The organism is Bifidobacterium minimum (genome assembly GCF_000741645.1).
Lineage (GTDB): Bacteria > Actinomycetota > Actinomycetes > Actinomycetales > Bifidobacteriaceae > Bifidobacterium > Bifidobacterium minimum.
Window position 1 is genome coordinate 39,022 of record NZ_JGZD01000009.1, and the last position, 18,026, is coordinate 57,047.

15 protein-coding genes and 1 tRNA gene are annotated in these 18,026 nt (G+C 65.9%); 15 read left to right on the forward strand and 1 reads right to left on the reverse strand.

The annotated features are described in order from the left end of the window. Nucleotides 1-161: 161 nt before the first annotated feature. The 6 genes from BMIN_RS03885 to BMIN_RS03905 all read left to right on the forward strand — a co-directional run bounded on the left by BMIN_RS03885 (nt 162) and on the right by BMIN_RS03905 (nt 6,899). The gene (locus BMIN_RS03885) at nt 162-1,475 is read left to right on the forward strand and encodes a homoserine dehydrogenase (protein ID WP_022860796.1); all 1,314 of its coding nucleotides are present in this window, start codon (nt 162-164) and stop codon (nt 1,473-1,475) included. Nucleotides 1,476-1,563: 88 nt separating this feature from the next. Continuing rightward, on the forward strand, nt 1,564-2,631 hold the full coding sequence (gene thrB / locus BMIN_RS03890) for a homoserine kinase (protein WP_022860797.1): 1,068 nt from the start codon (nt 1,564-1,566) through the stop codon (nt 2,629-2,631). A gap of 131 nt (nt 2,632-2,762) precedes the next feature. After that, entirely contained in the window at nt 2,763-4,325 is a 1,563-nt protein-coding gene (locus BMIN_RS03895; protein WP_022860798.1) for a Maf family protein, read from the forward strand. Between the two features lie 27 nt (nt 4,326-4,352). After that, the gene (locus BMIN_RS08565; protein ID WP_022860799.1) at nt 4,353-4,490 is read left to right on the forward strand and encodes a hypothetical protein; all 138 of its coding nucleotides are present in this window, start codon (nt 4,353-4,355) and stop codon (nt 4,488-4,490) included. A gap of 244 nt (nt 4,491-4,734) precedes the next feature. Continuing rightward, complete coding sequence (locus BMIN_RS03900; RefSeq protein ID WP_152595166.1) at nt 4,735-5,490, forward strand: ABC transporter ATP-binding protein; 756 nt, start codon at nt 4,735-4,737, stop codon at nt 5,488-5,490. After that, nucleotides 5,487-6,899: an ABC transporter permease family protein gene (locus BMIN_RS03905; protein WP_022860801.1), complete on the forward strand. Its 1,413-nt coding sequence runs from the start codon at nt 5,487-5,489 to the stop codon at nt 6,897-6,899. The genes BMIN_RS03900 and BMIN_RS03905 overlap by 4 nt, the downstream gene beginning before the upstream one ends. A gap of 18 nt (nt 6,900-6,917) precedes the next feature. Here BMIN_RS03905 and BMIN_RS03910 read toward each other — a convergent pair whose 3' ends face one another. Next, nucleotides 6,918-7,862 carry an AEC family transporter gene (locus tag BMIN_RS03910; protein ID WP_026647370.1) on the reverse strand — a complete coding sequence of 315 codons (945 nt, stop codon included), beginning with the start codon at nt 7,860-7,862 and terminating at the stop codon, nt 6,918-6,920. 167 nt (nt 7,863-8,029) lie between these two features. On the opposite strand from BMIN_RS03910, the gene dapE reads away from it, so the two are divergent. The 9 genes from dapE to secE all read left to right on the forward strand — a co-directional run bounded on the left by dapE (nt 8,030) and on the right by secE (nt 17,943). After that, nucleotides 8,030-9,205, forward strand: a complete 1,176-nt coding sequence (gene dapE, locus BMIN_RS03915; RefSeq protein ID WP_026647371.1) for a succinyl-diaminopimelate desuccinylase — start codon at nt 8,030-8,032, stop codon at nt 9,203-9,205. Nucleotides 9,206-9,563: 358 nt separating this feature from the next. Beyond that, the gene (locus BMIN_RS03920; protein ID WP_051126266.1) at nt 9,564-12,227 is read left to right on the forward strand and encodes an Rne/Rng family ribonuclease; all 2,664 of its coding nucleotides are present in this window, start codon (nt 9,564-9,566) and stop codon (nt 12,225-12,227) included. A 217-nt stretch (nt 12,228-12,444) separates the two neighbouring features. Continuing rightward, on the forward strand, nt 12,445-12,753 hold the full coding sequence (gene rplU, locus BMIN_RS03925) for a 50S ribosomal protein L21 (protein WP_022860803.1): 309 nt from the start codon (nt 12,445-12,447) through the stop codon (nt 12,751-12,753). A gap of 44 nt (nt 12,754-12,797) precedes the next feature. Continuing rightward, nucleotides 12,798-13,046, forward strand: coding sequence for a 50S ribosomal protein L27 (gene rpmA, locus BMIN_RS03930; protein WP_022860804.1), 249 nt, complete (start codon nt 12,798-12,800; stop codon nt 13,044-13,046). A gap of 196 nt (nt 13,047-13,242) precedes the next feature. Continuing rightward, the gene (gene obgE, locus BMIN_RS03935) at nt 13,243-14,913 is read left to right on the forward strand and encodes a GTPase ObgE (protein WP_022860805.1); all 1,671 of its coding nucleotides are present in this window, start codon (nt 13,243-13,245) and stop codon (nt 14,911-14,913) included. Next, nucleotides 14,910-16,091: a glutamate 5-kinase gene (proB, locus tag BMIN_RS03940; protein WP_022860806.1), complete on the forward strand. Its 1,182-nt coding sequence runs from the start codon at nt 14,910-14,912 to the stop codon at nt 16,089-16,091. Before obgE ends, proB begins: the two co-directional genes overlap by 4 nt. 30 nt (nt 16,092-16,121) lie before the next feature. Then, nucleotides 16,122-17,333, forward strand: a complete 1,212-nt coding sequence (locus BMIN_RS03945; RefSeq protein WP_022860807.1) for a pyridoxal phosphate-dependent aminotransferase — start codon at nt 16,122-16,124, stop codon at nt 17,331-17,333. A 253-nt stretch (nt 17,334-17,586) separates the two neighbouring features. Further along, nucleotides 17,587-17,659 (forward strand) — tRNA-Trp (locus BMIN_RS03950). A gap of 41 nt (nt 17,660-17,700) precedes the next feature. Continuing rightward, the gene (secE, locus tag BMIN_RS03955; protein ID WP_022860808.1) at nt 17,701-17,943 is read left to right on the forward strand and encodes a preprotein translocase subunit SecE; all 243 of its coding nucleotides are present in this window, start codon (nt 17,701-17,703) and stop codon (nt 17,941-17,943) included. Nucleotides 17,944-18,026: the final 83 nt, after the last annotated feature.

The following is an 18,026-nucleotide window of genomic DNA, read 5'->3' on the forward strand; positions in this document are numbered from 1 at the left end:
CAGATGGTTCCAGAGCGCACGTTTCCGGCGATACGTCAGCTTGTTCCGGTAGGATCGGCGAAGATGATGATGACGCATCGCGTCCCCGCCGGCATCCGTTGACGCCGGCGTCCGTTGGCGCGATGGTCGCGAGTTCATGAACTTCATGGGAGGGATTCACTGTGGCACAAGACAATCAAGCCCCGATCCGCATCGCACTGCTTGGCGCGGGAACCGTCGGTTCGCAGACCGCACGGCTGATCGTCGAGCAGCGTGAGGACCTGTCGCAGCGCATCGGACGTGACATCGAGCTCGTGGGGGTGGCCTGCCTCGATCCCGATGAGGTGACCGTGCCATGGATCGACAGATCGCTGCTGACCACCGACACGGCGGGGCTGTGCACGCGGGCCGACATCGTCATCGAGCTCATCGGCGGCCTCGAGCCCGCCAGAACGTTCGTCCTCAGGGCCATCGAATCCGGCGCCTGCGTGGTCACGGCCAACAAGGCCCTGCTCGCCAAGCACGGACCCGAGATCTACCGCGCGGCCGAGAAGCGCGGAGTCGACATCTATTTCGAGGCCGCGGTCGGCGGGGCCATCCCCATCGTCAGACCCCTGCGTGAATCCCTGGTCGGTGATTCCGTCACTTCCATGCTGGGTATCGTCAACGGCACCACCAACTACATTCTCGACGAGATGACCACCAAGGGGCTCGACTTCGACGTCGCACTCAAGGACGCGCAGGACAAGGGCTATGCCGAGGCCGATCCGACCGGCGACATCGAAGGTCATGACGCGGCCAACAAGGCGGCCATCATGGCGACGCTCGGATTCCACACCCCCGTGTCCATCGACGACGTGACCGTCGAAGGCATCACGGCGATCACTGCCGACGACATCGCGGCGGCCACCGCCGAGCACAAGGTCGTCAAGCTGCTCGCCGTGGTCGAGAACGGCGAGGAGGGTGTGTCGGCCCGCGTCTATCCGGCGCTGATCGACGAGAACCATCCGCTGGCGTCCGTCCATGGAAGCTTCAACGCGGTGTTCGTGCATGCCGAGGCGGCCGATGATCTGATGTTCTACGGTCGTGGCGCTGGCGGCGCGCCGACCGCGTCGGCCGTCGTCGGCGATGTGGTGACCGAGGCGCGGCATATCGCGCAGGGCTGCGTCGGTCCGTCGATACCCCTGTACCGGTCGCTGCGGAAGGCGCCGCTCGACTCGTCGACCGCCGTGTTCGCGGTTCGTTTCCTCATACACGACAAGCCCGGCGTCCTCGCCGCGATCGCCCAGGAGTTCGCCGATCACGGGATTTCCATCAACGGAGTCAACCAGGACCTCAAGCCCACCCTGCATGATCCCGGATACTCGGGTGAGATACAGCAGCTTCGTCTGGTCACGCACCGATGCGACGAGGTGACGCTGCGCGAGACGGTCACGGCGGTCTGCGCTCTTGACTGCGTGGCAGGAACACCTTCGATATTGCGTGTCCTCGACTGATGCGCCCATCGTCGCGGAAGCGTTGAATCCGCGGGTGCGGGCGGGGGAGGAGAGAGCGTTGAAGGAAAGGGAGTGCGGAAGGAGAATGATGAATCCGGTATGTCGGCAGGTGACCGTCAGCGTTCCCGCGACAAGCGCGAATCTGGGGTCCGGGTTCGATTCCGTCGGACTCGCCTTGGACTACCATGACGATCTGACCTTCACCCTTCATGACGATCCGGACGACCACACGGCCACCGTCATCATCCATGGCGAGGGGGAATCGACGCTTCCGCGCGACGAGAGCCATCTTGTCGTGTCGACCTTCCGCAGGGCCTGTCAGACATGGGGGCTGGGGCGGTGCGGCTTCACGCTGGAATCGACCAACCGCATACCCCAGGCGCGTGGCATGGGGTCCTCGGCGGAGGCCATCGTCGCGGCCATCGCCGCGGCCGACGCGTTCGCCCATGACGGGGAATCCGCGCGCCAGACCATATTCGACATGGCGGCCACCATCGAAGGCCACCCCGACAATGTGGCGCCGGCGGTTTTCGGCGGTCTGACCGTGTCGTGGAACTTCGACGTCCCGGAGGGCGCGGGATCCGCTCATGTTGCCGGAGGCGAGCCGATGCATTCGGGATTCCACACGGTGACCTATCCCGTCGACGGTGACATCATGGCGTCGGTGTTCGTTCCCGACGTCGAGCTTTCCACCCAGAAGGCGCGTCAGGCGCTTCCCGCGACGCTTCCCCATGGCGCGGCGGTGGCCAACATCTCCCGTGCGGCGCTACTGCCGGGGGCTATGAGTCCCACGGTTCTCGGGTGGAGCGCCGACGATCCCAACGGCCTTCTCCTCGTGGCCACGCAGGACGCCGTGCACCAACCCTTCCGGGCGTCCCTGATGCCGTCATCGTGGGATCTTATCGGGACGCTCAGGGCGCATGGCTACGCCGCTGCGGTGTCGGGCGCAGGCCCCTGCGTCCTCGTGCTCCATCATGGGGATGCGAGAGCTGACATCGAGTCCGTCGCACGGGATCGTCTGGCGTCCGGACACTGGCGTGCGCTCCATCTGGGCGTCGACACCGATGGAGTGCGTGTGGAGCGGCTGCTGACCGATGCCGGACGCGGCGGCGTTCCGGCGGCGTCCGGGGACGGCTCCGGCCGCGGCGAAAACTAGGAAACCGGAAAGAAGCGGAAAGACAAGGGATCAGGAAAGACCAGGGACTAGGAACCAGGGAAGACCGGATCCGGGTCGCCGCCGGAACATACGGCATTCATGGCACATCAACGGAACATGGCAGGGAGATCATGGCAATTCAGTTGATTCTCGCATCGCAATCACCCTCACGGCGCAATGTTCTGGCTTCGGCCGGAATCCGGGCATTGGTGAGGGTGTCCCATGTGGACGAGCCGGCGGTTCTGGCTTCGGAGGCCGAGGCGCGCGGCGTCTCCGTGGACGATCTCGGCATCGGCGACCGCGTGGCGATCCTCGCCCGTGCGAAGGCGTCCGTGGTCGCGGACGAATGCCGTCAGATGGCAGAAGTCATCCGCGACGCGAGGGGGGATGTCGTCACGGCCTATCCGGTGAAGGCCATGAGACGGAATGAAGCCATGCGGGCCGGCACCGGCGACATGGGGGCCGGCACTGCCCGGCATGGGTCGGACGCCGGCTCCCATGAGGTCTCCATGATGACCAGGGACTTCTCCGGTCTGACCATTCCTATGACCACGACAGCTCTGCAAGGTTCCCTTATCGAGGCATACGGAAGCGATGCCGGTAATGACGGGGATGACGGGAATGCCGGCCCTCTCCTTCTGGGATGCGATTCGTTGTTCGCCATTAATGGGCGGATCCAGGGCAAGCCGCATACCGCGGACGTGGCGCGTGCGCGGCTGCGTTCCATGCGTGGACGATCGGGTGAGCTGTGGACGGGACACACCCTCATCGATCTGGCGTCAGGGCGGTCCGTGTCGGGCACCAGCCATGCCGTCGTGCGCTTCGGCGACTATGACGACGCGGACATCGACGACTACGTCGCCACGGGCGAACCGTTGGAGATTGCGGGATCGTTCGCTTTGGAGGGACTGGGCGGGGCGTTCGTCGATGGGGTCGACGGCGATCCGCACGGCGTTCTGGGATTGAGCCTGCCTCTGGTGCGCCGGCTCGCGCGGGATCTCGGCGTGCGATGGTCCGATATGTGGAACATGCGGCGCACGCCCATCGGCGGCTCGTCCTCCGCGGCTTCCGGGAAGTCCCCGGACGCCCCCTCGCCCTCCGATGCCGCCCCCACCGTCTCTGACATCCCCACCGTCGCCGTTGCTCCTGCCTCTGCCGCCTCTGTTTCCGCCGCCCCCGCGGACAACGTCCATCAGCCTGGGGACGGGTGGGTGGACTGTGTGTGCGGCCGTCGCCACTGGGGGCTCAATGGGGCCGCCGGGGTTCTTCTCGCGCGGCGCGACGGGAAGGGGCATGTGACCCATGTGGTCATGCAGCATCGCGCGCTGTGGAGCGCCGAGGGGGGAACATGGGGGATTCCCGGGGGCGCCATAGCCGATGGCGAGAACGCCGTCGAGGGTGCTTTGAGGGAAAGCCACGAGGAGGCGGGGATCAGTCCCGGAGACATCCGTGTGGTGGGCGCCTATCGCGAGGACCATGGCCCTTGGGCGTACACCACCATCATTGCCTTTGAACGTGAGGGACACCGCGTCGACCCCGTCGCGAACGACGACGAAAGTATGAACGTCACGTGGGTTCCCGTCGAGGACGTGCCGTCCCTGCGGCTGCTCACGGCCTTCCGTGCCGATTGGCCGAACTTCCGGCGGCGATTGGATGATCTGTCCGGTTCCGGTTCGGATTCCGGCGTTCGATAGCCCTTCCGGTCGGGCGGCGGCGACCGCGTGGTGATCCTCGCCCGTGCGAAGGCGTCCGCGGCGGCCCACGTGGCGGCCCCCGTGGTGGTGTTCATGGCGGGCGACCGCCGCTCCGGCGCCGGCCTCATTCCCGCGGATGAGGGACCGGGCGGCGCCGCGGTCTAACCATCCATCGGCATGATGGAATCGCGCGCACGGGATTCCTACGGTCGAAGACATGCGCATACCATCGTCTCCCGCCCGGGGGAACACACGGCCCAGGGGGAACACACAGAGGTTCGTCGAGGAATCCTCGGGAGGGGCGGCGGCTCCCGATCCCTGGAATACAAGGAACACCGAAAACACGGGGATCGCCGGAAATGCAGGGAATGCGGAAAGCCCCGGAATCCTGAGGGCGACGGATCTCGTCATGGACTACACGCCCGGCATCATGGGAACCATGGCGGGACGGACCACGTCGATCGCCCAGCCCTCCACGGGCATGCGGCACACGCTGGGCCTCGACCACGTCTCCCTCTCGCTGGGGACGGGGGAGACCGTGGCGGTCATGGGACCATCCGGCTCGGGAAAGTCCACCCTTCTGCATGTGCTTGCGGGCATCCTTCCGCCGACGTCGGGAACGGTGTCTTTCCATGGTCGGGACATCGGAGGAATGCCGGATTCGAAGCGCACGGCGCTTCGCAGAAAATCGTTCGGATTCGTCTTCCAATCCGGCCAGCTGCTTCCCGAGCTTCCCGCCGTGGAGAACATTGCGCTTCCCATGATGATGGGGGGCGTCCCCTACGATCAGGCCGTGAGCCGGGCCATGCTATGGCTGGAGCGCATGGGCCTTCGGGAGCTGTCTACACACCGCCCGGGAGAGATGAGCGGAGGGCAGGTGCAGCGCGTGGCCATCGCCCGTGCATTGTGCGTTGAGCCCGAGATCGTCTTCGCCGACGAGCCCACCGGAGCGCTTGACAGGGCGACCGGGCATGACGTCATGACGATGCTGGTGCAGACGGCCCGGGACTGCCATGCCACGGTGGTCGTGGTGACGCATGACCCCAGCGTCGCGCGGTTCTGCCAACGTACGCTGATGATGCGTGACGGTCGCATCATGACGCCGCGCGACCCCTCCGCGTCGGCCTGCCATAATCCATACCCCGATACGGACGCACGGCCATGAGCACATGGAGATTGTGGCGTCTTTTCCACGGTGTCGGAGGTCCTCGGCGCGGCGGCACATCGGTGTTGTCGATTATCGCCTTCGCGGCGGATGGCGCGATCTTCCTCACGGTCCTCGGCGGCGTCCATGGTTTTGCTCGCAGGGCGTCGCCGGATGGGACGCTGCGGTGTCTGATCGATTCATCGAGGTGCGGGCGTCGAATCGTCGCGGTGGATTCATACGCCGGCATCTACGTGATTCTTTCGGTGATAGCGTGTCTTCTTCTCACCGTCCCCTTCGCGGCGTTGGCGGGATCCGCGGCGCGTCTGGCCGCTTCCCGTCGCGACGCGCGTCTTGCGGCGCTTCGTCTGGTCGGCGCGACCACCGGACAGGTCGTCCGTCTCACCGCCATGGAGGCCGCGGGGCAGGCCCTCGTCGGCGTCCTTCTGGGAATCGTGGGCTATGTGGCGCTGATGCCCGTGGTGGGGTTGGTGCCCTTCCAGCGTCGGCATTTCCGCATGGGGGAGCTGTGGGTCGGCGCCGGGGTGCTTGCCGCGGTGTGCGTGGCGGTTATGGCTCTCGCGCTGGTCTCTTCCCTCGTCGCGCTGCGGCGCGTGTCCATCACGCCGTTGGGTGTGGCCCAGCGGTCGGCCCAGCCCCTGCCGACGGCGTGGCGGCTTGTCGTCTTCGTCGTGGTCGTGGCGGCGTCGGTGGCTCTGATGCGCTCGCGGGCCGTCATGGCCCATCTGGCGCTCGCCCAGCAGATCATGGTCGTCGTCGGCGTGATCCTCGTCTGCTTCGCTCTGGTGAATCTGGTGGGGACGTGGGCGATCGCGTCGCGTGCCAGACATCGTGCCAGACGTCCCCGGAACGCGGCCACCATGATCGCCATGCGCCGCATACTCGACAACCCCCGGCGGGCGTGGCGCAACGTGTCGGGAATCGCGCTGTCCGTGTTCGTCGCGGGGATCACCTCCGTAGCGGGCTATATGGCGCGGGCCGTCGATACGGGACGAACGGACGATCCCGCCGTGACGCTGCTCGGCGACATCGGCACCGGAGGACTCCTTACGCTTGCTTTCGCCGCGGTTCTTGCAGCCGTGAGCTGTGGCGTCATGCAGGCCGGATCGGTGTATGAGCAGCAGGACGAGTACCGCATGCTCGCCCTCGAGGGCATGGATATGGCGACTATGGGCAAGGCCCGGTTCATCGAGGTGATGACCCCATTGAATGTCGTGGTGGTCATCGCCGCGGGATGCTCGATGCTGCTGATGCTGCCGCTGATGGCCGCGGTGATGACGAGTCCCACGACGCTCCTCTATGCGGCTGGAGGCATAGCCCTGTGCTATGCGCTGGTGTCGGTGGGCGTGGTGGCGGCGAACCGGGTCGCCAAGGGCCTTGATCTGGTCGATCGCCGCGGCGACAACTGACGTCTTCGAGGCGTGTCGTCAGCTGAGGAGCATCGCGATCAGAGCGATCACCAGAGGGCTGGTGACGGTCGAGAGAAGTATGCCGTCGCGTGCGAAGGTGAGGCCCACGTTGTACCGGGCCGCGTAGTTGTAGACGTTCTGTCCGGTCGGCAGCGCGGCGAGCACCACGCAGGCGTAGAGCGTCGGACCCCGGAATCCCATAAGGCCGTAGGCCAGAGCGAAGGCCACGATCGGCATGACGACGTTCTTCAGCACCGCCACGGTGACGATCGCGGTCCGGTCGCTGCGTTCCCTCATCGGCGTGCTGCCGTGGAGGGACATTCCGAACGCCATCAGGATCATCGGCACCGCGGAGTCGCCGATCATGTCGATGGGATCGAACAGGAACGAGGGGATGACGAACCATCCCGTCCGGGCGCTTATCGCCGATACCGCGATGCCTGCGAGCGATCCGATGAGAAGGGGCTGATGAAGGGGCTGCGCGAGGATGCGTCTGACCGAGACGGTGCCCTGCGTCGTCACGTCGAGGACGGTGAGTCCGATGGGAGTGAAAACCGCCTGCTGCATCACGAGGATGGGCGCGACCAACGCGGGGTTCCCCAATATGTAGGTGGCGATCGGCAGGCCGATGTTGTTCGAATTGAGATACAGGGAGTTCAGGGCGCCGATGGTGGCGTCCGCCGCGTCCATATGGAAGTGCAGACGGTTGAGCAGAAGAAAGAGCCCTCCCACGGCCACGGCCGACAGGAACGCGACCACGATCGAGGAATGGAAGATGTCGAATATCGGCTCCTTGGACAGGATGGCGAACATCAGGCACGGACTCGAGACGAAGAAGCTGAACTTGTTGAGGACCATCTGCGCGCTGGGTCCGCCGATGCGCATGCGTGCGGCCATGTACCCCACGAGGATTACCACGCCTATGACGCAGAAGCCCTCCATGGCGCTGAGCAGACCTGGCATGCGACCCCCACCTTTCCTCGGCTCATCATTGTTCATCGTGGCAGAGACCGGTGCCGCGCGCCGTCCTCCGTCCGCTGTGTGGGAATCGCCGTCGATCCCATCGAGGGTGGATGGCACACTGGCGTGGAGGCGTCGCGCCAGGGAGGTCGTCGCCGGGGGAGGGAACCATGCGCGCGGATTCCACCGTGGAGGACATTCTGGCCGAGGTGATGGCGATCCGGTCCGTCAGCGGGGAGGAGACGGTGATCGCCGACGCCGTGGAGTCGTTCCTTCGCGGTCTCGGCTCCCTGGAGGTCCATCGCGACGGTGACGCCGTGGTGGCGTCGACCCGCCTGAACCGTCCGACGAGGGTTATCCTCGCAGGACATCTCGATACGGTTCCGATCATCGACAATTTCCCGCCACGATGGCTTGAGCCCGGCGATCGCCTCATCCGGGCGGATGTGGCCGACCTCGCGCCCGGTCAGCGCGTCATGTGGGGCCGCGGGGCGACGGATATGAAGGCCTCCGACGCCGTCCTCCTTCATCTGGCGGCAACCCTGCGCGATCCCCGCCACGACCTGACCTTCGTGTTCTATGACCATGAGGAGGTCGCCGCCGAACTGAACGGTCTGGGCAGGGTGGCGCGGAACCATCCGCAGTGGCTGGAGGGGGACTTCGCCATCATCGGCGAACCCACCAGCTGCGCCATCGAGGGGGGATGCAACGGGACGATGCGGTTCGACGTCGTATCGCACGGGGTGGCGGCGCATTCGGCCCGTGCCTGGATGGGACGCAACGCGATCCATGGCGTGGCGCCGGTGCTGGATCGTCTTGCCTCCTACGAGCCGGTCGACGTCACGGTGGAGGGGCTCACGTATCGCGAGGGCGTGAACGCGACCCTGATCTCGGGCGGCAAGGGGACCAACGTGATCCCGGACGAATGCAGGGTCCATGTGAACTACCGATTCGCGCCGGACAAGTCGATCGATGAGGCCAAGGCCCTCATGATGGGCGAGGGGACGGACGCCCGTCTGGGCAATGGGGAGCATCTCGCGCGTGGAGGGATGTTCGAGGGGTTCGGCATCGAGATGCGTGACGAGTCTCCGGCGGCCCGTCCCGGCATGGACTCCCCGATGACGGCCGATCTGGTCTCCCTGGTCATGGAGGCGACGGGACGTCCTCCCGTGGCGAAGCTGGGATGGACCGATGTCGCGCGCTTCTCTGCCCTGGGGATCCCCGCGGTGAACTTCGGCGCGGGCAGTCCCCTGCTTGCCCACAAGCAGGACGAGCAGGTTCCCGTAGGCGATCTGACCATGATGGAGTCGATTCTTCGGCGGTGGCTGGGGTCGGATTCGGCGTGATGCCGTGTCGGCCGTCCGGGCGGTGGCAGCGCGGTGGTAGTGCGTATGTCACGTGGTGTGTCATACTGGGAGGTGGTGGCTCTGCAAGCCATCAAGGCATTCGATGATGTCGATCCCCTCGCGCGGTAGTTCGCGAGCGTTGGTGTCCGTCATCGTGCAGCTGAAGACTTTTCCAGTCGCCTCGTACGGGCGCCGAGGGCGTGGTCACGGTGAGAGCGTGGCGTGACAGCGGCGAGGCCATAGCAAGGCGAGATGGTTGCAGCGTCTCGCGAGGAGCATCGTGCCCAGAAAACGCCATGAGGACGTCGACGACGTCGAGTCCATATCACCATCATCGCAATCACCGTCATCATCGTCTATGCCCGTGCATGCCGTGACGGAGGCCGCGTCGCCGTCTCCGCAGCAGGACGCCGCAGACGCGCCTCGGAACGCCCCCGTCCGCCGCCGCCGCTCGGGACGTCGTGTCGTCAGAGGGGCCGGCGCCGCCGACGCGGACGTGGCCCTGAAGGTCGAGGAGCATTCGTCCCCCATATTCGAGGAGCCCCACGTGCCCGGTGACGCGCAGGACGCCATGCAGGACGACGCCCCCGCGCCGGCACAGCCCTCCGCCCGTTCATCCTCGTCTCCCCGGCCCATGACCTCTCTGCTTTTCCGTGAGCCCGTTCTTCCCCATGATGGCGGCACGGACGCCGAGTTCGAATCCGCCGCCCCCTTCGACGGCGCCGATGCCGATGCCGAGGCGGAGCCGGAGGTCGAGGCCCCCCGTCGCGGTCGGGGACGTTCCCGGTCGCGTGCGGGCCTTGACGAGGATTCGCGATCCGAGACCAAAACATCCCGGCGCGCGTCACGTCGGCGTGGCCGTGCGCGCGAGGATGAGGACGCCCCGCGCGACGACCGCGAGGATGAGGATTCCCGCGATGGCGTGGTGCCGCAGGCGCCCACGATCATGCGCATCACCGATGACGATGCGCATGACGGAATGGACGCCGACGAGGATCGCGTCCGTTCCCGTCGTTCCCGCAGACTGAACGCGCAGGAGCGTCGTGCCGCCGCCGAGGTCGAGCGCATTCAGGATGATCTGGAATACGACGACATCGTGTACGCGCCGATTGACGCGACCGCGCATGACTCCCCGGATCGGGGCGAGGACGACGAGTCGGATGATTCCGCCCCCACCCGTTCGCGTCGTCGGCGTCGTTCCCGTCGTACCCATGACGATGACGTCGAGCAGGAATCATCGCAGTCCTCTCGCGACTCGGAGGATGGGGATTCGTCGTCGGCACGGTCCGCGCGCGGTTCGCACGCCTCCGAGGACGGCGACGAGGGGACCGTGATCACCCGTCGTCGTCGGCGTCGTCGCTCGGGGAAGCATGATTCCGAACAATCCGGCGACGAGCAGCCGCAGTCCAGACGTTCGCGCAAGCAGCAGTACATCGACGAGATCACCGACATCGAGGGATCGACCCGTCTGGAGGCCAAGAAGCAGCGCCGTCGTGACAACCGGCGTGAGCGCAGCCGCCAGAGCCAGCTCGTCGAAGCGGATTTCCTGTCCCGTCGTGAGAACGTCGACAGACTTATGGTCGTGCGGGAGAAGGGACGTCACACCCAGATCTCCGTCATCGAGGACAACGTCCTCGTCGAGCACTACGTCTCCGACATCCAGGAGGTCTCGACGGTGGGCAACGTCTATCTGGGGCGCGTGCAGAACGTGCTCCCCAGCATGGAGGCAGCGTTCGTCGACATCGGGCAGGCCCGCAACGGCGTGCTCTACGCGGGGGAGGTCAACTGGGACTCCACCCGTCTGGAGGGGCAGCCCCGCCGCATCGAGCTGGCGTACCGGTCCGGGGATCCGGTCCTCGTCCAGGTGACCAAGGATCCCATCGGGCACAAGGGCGCGCGACTGACCTCGCAGGTCACGTTGGCGGGCAGGTTCCTGGTCCTTGTGCCTTCCGGCGGAATGACGGGCGTCAGCCGCAAGCTGCCGGACGCCGAGCGGTCCCGTCTCAAGTCGATCGTGTCGAAGATCGCGCCCAAGAGCGTCGGGGTCATCATCAGAACCGCGGCCGAGGGCGCGTCCGAGGATGCCATCGCCAAGGATCTGGCCGCGCTGCAATCCCAATGGGACTCGATCCAGGCCAAACGCGAGGAGTTCCTCCACGGCAGGCATCCCAAGCTCCTGCAGGGCGAGCCGGACGTCGCCATCCGCGTGGTGCGCGACATCTTCAACGACGATTTCAGATCGATGATCGTTGAGGGCGCCGGCGTGCACGCCCGCATCAGCGAGTACCTGTCCACGATGGCCCCCGATCTGTGCGATCGCGTGGAGCTGTGGGATCCCCAGGACCACGGCGGGAAGGACGTCTTCGACCGCTGGCAGATCGACAGCCAGCTGCGCAAGGGCATGGAGCGGCAGGTGTATCTGCCGTCCGGCGGGTCCATCGTCATCGACCGCACGGAGGCGATGACCACGATCGACGTCAACACCGGACGGTTCATCGGCCGCGGGAAAAGCCTTGAGGAGACCGTCACCCGATGCAATCTGGAGGCGTCGGAGGAGATCGCGCGTCAGCTGCGTCTGCGCGACATCGGCGGCATGGTGATGATCGACTATGTCGATATGGTGATGCCCGCCAATCGCGACCTTGTCCTGCGTCGCCTGCTGGAATGCCTGTCGCGTGACAGGACCAAGCATCAGGTGGCTGAGGTCACGTCCCTGGGGCTGGTCCAGATGACGCGCAAGCGCATCGGCCAGGGGCTTGTGGAGGCGTTCTCCGAGGAGTGCCCCACATGCAAGGGGCGCGGGTTCATACTCCATGACGAGCCGACGGTCTCGTCCGATTTCTCCGATCCGTACGCACTGAAGGGCGGCGATCCGTTCGTCAAGACGAACAAGCATGGGCATGGGGTGGAATCCTCGTCCCCGCAGGGGTCGTCGCCGGACGTCAAGGCGAAGCTCGCGCAGATCGCGGCCGCGGCCGTTGCGGCGAACGACGCGGACGGCGAAGGGGACGGGAAGGACTGATCGTCCCGATGCCGGGACGTCGTCGCCGTGCGCGGCGGCGTTCCCGGATGGTCGACCGGTCGGGATCTCCCGATGCCCCGTCGTCCCGTCGCGATGACACGCATCGTGGTGGGACTTGACGTCTGTAGGGACGTTGATGTAACGTGGGACGTCGGTGTCTGGCCGCGGGCTCGAGTGTGCCGGATAAGATGCTTGTCCAGTAGCTAAGGAATGGGATATGTACGCGATTGTGAAGGCCGGTGGCCATCAGGAAAAGGTCGAGGTCGGTGACGTCATCCTGGTCAACCGTCTCGCGGCGAAGAAGGGTGATTCCGTGGAGTTTCCGGCGGCGCTGGTCGTTGACGGATCCACGGTGACCCTGTCGGCGAAGGATCTCGCCGACCGTTCGGTCAAGGCCGAGGTCGTGGATGATGAGGTCAAGGGTCCGAAGATCTCCATCCAGAAATTCAAGAACAAGACGGGCGTGGCGCGCCGCAAGGGGCATCGTCAGCCGTTGACCGCTGTGAAGATCACGGCCATCGCCTGATTCGATCGTCCATCCACGACGAGTAGCTTCGAAAGGATCACATCATGGCACATAAGAAGGGCGCTTCCAGCTCGCGCAACGGGCGCGATTCGCAGCCCCAGTATCTGGGAGTCAAGAAGTTCGGTGGCGAGGCCGTCGTGGCGGGCAACATCATCCTGCGTCAGCGCGGCACCAAGGTCCATCCCGGGCAGAACGTCGGCGTCGGCAAGGACCACACCCTGTTCGCGCTCAAGGACGGCAGCGTGAAGTTCGGCGTCCGTCGTGACCGCAAGGTCGTCGACGTCGTCGACTGACATTCGGCGCAGTTTCTTGTAAGGCCGCATCCCTTTTGTGGGTGCGGCCTTTGTCGTCGCGGCCTTTGTCGTCATCGTGGCGTGGACGACGTGGCGTGGAGGACGCGGCGCGGGGCGGTGGGGTGCATGGTGGGGTGCGTGGCGATGGTCTTCATCCAGCCGCGAATCGATTCCTTCGGGGAAGTAAGGTGGTCGCATGAGTGATTTCGTTGATCGGGTGACGGTCCATGTCAAAGGCGGTGACGGTGGCAACGGCTCCGCCGGAGTGCGCCGTGAGAAGTACAAGCCGCTCGCCGGTCCCAATGGCGGCAACGGCGGTGACGGGGGATCCGTGATCGTCGTCGCCGATTCGCGGACGAACAGCCTTCTGGACTACCGTTTCATCCCGCATCGCACGGCTCCCAGCGGGACCATGGGTCTGGGGGACACCAAGGACGGGTCGCGCGGGGAGGATCTCATCATGCCGGTGCCCGTGGGAACCGTGCTTTTCGAGGCCGTCGGACGTCCGGGTCAGCGCAGGGCCAATGGGCGGCAGCTGGCCGATCTGAAGCATGATGGCGACCGCTACGTCGTGGCCGCCGGAGGGGTCGGGGGGTTGGGGAACGCCGCACTGGCCAACAAGACCCGTCGCGCCCCCGGCTTCGCACTGCTGGGCGAGCCGGGTGAGGAGCGCGACATCATCCTCGAACTGAAGTCCATCGCCGACGTCGCGTTGGTCGGGTTCCCGTCGGCCGGCAAATCAAGTCTTATCGCCGCCATGAGCGCGGCTCGGCCCAAGATCGCGGACTATCCCTTCACCACGCTCACTCCGAATCTGGGCGTGGTCAGCGCCGGCGAGGGGCGGTTCACCATCGCCGACGTCCCCGGCCTCATACCCGGCGCCGCGCAGGGCAAGGGACTTGGTCTTGAGTTCCTTCGGCATATAGAGCGCACCGAGGTCATCGCCCATGTCATCGACTGCGCGACCATCGAGCCCGGCCGTGATCCGCTCTCCGACTATGAGGCGCTGGAGCGCGAACTGTCCCAGTACGCCGACCGTCTCGAGCTGCCGGTGGGCGCCATTCCCATTCCCGAGCGACCCAGGGTCGTCATCCTCAACAAGATCGACGTTCCCGAAGCCCGCGATCTGGCCGAGATGGTCAAGCCGGAATTCACCGCGAGGGGGCTTCGCGTGTTCATGGTTTCCACGGCATCGCACGAGGGTCTGAGGGAGTTGGGATTCGCGCTGTCCTCGTTGGTGGACGAGATGCGCCGCGAGGTCGAGCTGCGCGAGCGGTCGCAGGATGAGGATGAGCGTGTGATCCTCCGTCCCCTCGACGAGACTCCGCGTCGCGCCCGCGAAGGCCGTCGCGAGCAGGGGCGGTTCGAGGTGAGCCGCAAGGGCGGCGCTGACGACTACTGGTTCGCGGTCACTGGCGAGAAGCCCGAGCGATGGGTTCTGCAGACCAATTTCGACAACGACGAGGCGGTCGGATATCTCGCGGATCGTCTGGCCAAACTCGGGGTTGAGGATGAGCTTCGCAGGCATGGGGCCAAACCCGGCGATGAGGTCCGCATCGGCACGGGGGACCGTCAGGTGGCCTTCGACTGGGATCCGACCATCGCGGCGGGGGCCGAGATGCTTGACGGCGCGCAGCTGGGCAGTCGCGGCCGCGACCTGCGGCTTGAGGAGACCGAGACCCGTTCCCATCGCCGCACGAACGCCGAGCGACGCCGCGAATACCATCAGATGATGGACGCGAAGACGGCCGTGCGCGAGGCCATGATGAAGGAGCGCAAGGCCGGCCATTGGTCCGACCCCAGCGTGGACGACGATCCCCATGACGAGAAGGCCATCGTCGGACGTGGAGGGGACGGCGACCAGTGACGTCGCCGCAGGAGGATGAGGTGCGCTCCTGGGTCGCGCAGGCCCGCACCATCGTGGTCAAAATCGGCTCCAGTTCCCTCACCGGCGCTTCGGGGCACCTCGATGCGCGACGACTCGAACGTCTTGTCGGCTCCATCGCCCACGCCCGGATGTCCGGCGCGCGCATCGTGGTCGTCTCATCGGGCGCCATCGCCGCGGGATTCGGACTTCTGGGATTCCCCTCGCGTCCCCGTGACGTCGTGACGCAGCAGGCGACCGCGTCGGTCGGCCAGGGGCTGCTGATGGCGCACTACGAGACGGCGTTCGCCCGTTATTCGATACGCGTGGGACAGATACTTCTCACGGCGCAGAACACCATCCAGGCCTCGCAGTACCGCAACGCGCAGCGGACCCTGTCGCGGATGCTCGACCTGGGCGTCGTGCCCATCGTCAACGAGAACGACGCTCTGGCGAGCAACGAGATCCGCTTCGGAGACAACGACCATCTCTCGGCGCTGGTGGCCAACATCGTCCGTGCCGACGCGCTCGTCCTGCTGACCGACGTGGATGGGCTCTACACCGCCCCGCCGTCGGATCCCGACGCGAGACGGATCGGCTACGTTCCGGACATCGCGAGCGTTCTTCGGACCGTCGACGTGGGGGGGAGCGAATCGGGCGTGGGAACCGGGGGGATGGTCACCAAGCTCGAGGCCGCTCGCATCGCCGCCGCGTCGGGAATCCCCACGGTTCTGGCCTCGGCGGAGGACGCCGGCCCGGCGTTGATGGGGGATCCCGTCGGGACCGTCGTCGCTCCGATCAGGCACCGGGGCTCGTCGCGCCGCCTGTGGATCGGATTCGCCGCGGAGCCCCGGGGCATCGTCGTCGCCGACGCGGGGGCGGCCCACGCCGTGGCGTCCGGTCGCGCCAGTCTTCTGTCCGCCGGGGTCGTGGGGGCGTCGGGGGATTTCTCCGCGGGTGACCCCGTGTGGATCGACGATGAGAACGGCATGCATGTGGCCAAGGGGCTGTCGGGGTTCGACTCCGAGGAGATCCCTCGTATGGCGGGTCGCAAAACGGGGGAGTTGAGGCGTGAACTGGGGCCGGAATACGTTCATCCCGTGGTCCATCGCGACGATCTCGTCCTTGTGGTGGGCAGGCCCTCCGACGGGGCCCGGAGGACGGCGGTCGACGGCGTGTGAATTTCCTGACTCGGTTATACAGTTGGGCACATGACTGGGTCTGATTGGCGCGCAGTAAGCGATCGCATCGATTCGGTGGCGCCAAGCGCCACATTGGCAGTGGATTCCGAAGCCAAGGCCATGAAGGCCAACGGCGTCGACGTCATCGGATTCGGCGCGGGCGAGCCGAACTTCCCGACGCCTGATTATGTGGTCGAGGCCGCGGTGCGTGCCTGCCGCGATCCCCGCAACCACCGCTATACGCCCACGCCGGGGCTGCCGGAGCTGCGCGAGGCGATAGCCGCCAAGACGCTGAGGGATTCGGGATATCGGGTGGATCCCGCGCAGGTCGTCGTCACCAATGGCGGCAAGCAGGCGGTGTACGAAACCTTTCAGGTGCTTCTCAACGATGGCGACGAGGTCATCATTCCCGCACCCTATTGGACGAGTTATCCCGAGGCCGTCCGTCTGGCCGGCGGCGTCCCCGTTCCCGTCTTCTCCGGAGCCGACAGGGGGTTCGAGCCTCGCATCGAGGATCTGGAGGCCGCCCGGACGGCTCGGACCACGGCGGTTATCGTCAATTCCCCGTCGAACCCGACAGGCGCCGTGTGGAGCGCGGACACCATCGAGGCCATAGGGCGTTGGGCCGTGGAGCACCGCATCTGGGTGATATCGGACGAGATCTATGAGCATCTGAACTATGACGGCGCGCATACCGCCTATATCGGGGAGAGCGTTCCCGAGGTCCGCGAGCAGCTGGTCGTTCTCAACGGGGTCGCGAAGACCTACGCGATGACGGGGTGGCGCGTGGGCTGGATGGTCGCGCCCGAGCCCATACGCGCGGCGGCGGTGAAGCTGCAAAGCCATCTGACGTCCAATGTGTCGAACGTCTCCCAGCGGGCCGCTCTGGCGGCGGTGGGCGGATCCCTGGACGCGGTGGCCGCCATGCGCGAGGCCTTCGACCGTCGTCGTCGGACGATCGTGAGGGCGTTGAACTCCATCCCCGGCGTGGTCTGTCCGACGCCCACGGGCGCCTTCTACGCCTTCGCCGACGTGACGGGGCTGCTCGGGCATGAGCTGGGACCCCACCACGCGGTGGCGCAGTCCTCGTCCATGCTGGCGTCGCTGCTCCTTCAGGAGGCCCATATCGCGGCCGTTCCCGGGGAGGCGTTCGGGGCCCCGGGGTACCTGCGGTTCTCGTATGCGCTGTCCGACGATGACCTCAAGGAGGGGATGAGGCGGTTCGCCGAATGGGCCCGATGACCGTCGTTCCCCGTCACGATCGGTCACGATCGGTCACGATCGGTCAGGGACGGTCAGGGACGGTCGCAGCGAGCCGTGCCATAGCAGGCCGTCATGTCGCAGCGAGCCGTCATGCCATGGGTGTGTCCCGCGATTCCGCATGGCGTCCGGGCTGCGCAGCATACGGTGATTGGACGAAATCGGGCCCACCCGCTAGTATGGCTCCTTGGCGGTTTTGTTTGCGCGCGCCGTGCGCGGATGGGACTGTGGCCTTAGGGATGTGGCGCAATTGGTAGCGCAACGGTCTCCAAAACCGTAGGTTGTGGGTTCGAGTCCCGCCGTCCCTGCAAAGGATAGTGAGAGTGACCAGCCGAGTGAGGGATGACTAATGGCGAAGGCAAATGCCAAGAATGCGGATAAGGCCGTCAAGGCTCCCAAGCCCAATGTGTTCATGCGCATCGGCCGGTTCATCAGGCAGACCATCGACGAGCTTCTCAAAGTGGTGACCCCCACGGGCAAGGAGCTTCTGGCGTGGTCCTTCGCGGTGTTCGTCTTCGTTCTGCTGCTTATGGCTCTGGTCACGGGGATGGATTTCGGTCTGGGCAAGCTTGTCCTCTGGGTGTTTGGCTGATACGACGAATCGAAGGTGTGTGAATGTCTGAAGAACTCAATCCCGCGCAGACCGATGCCGATGTGACGGCGGAGGTGGCCTCG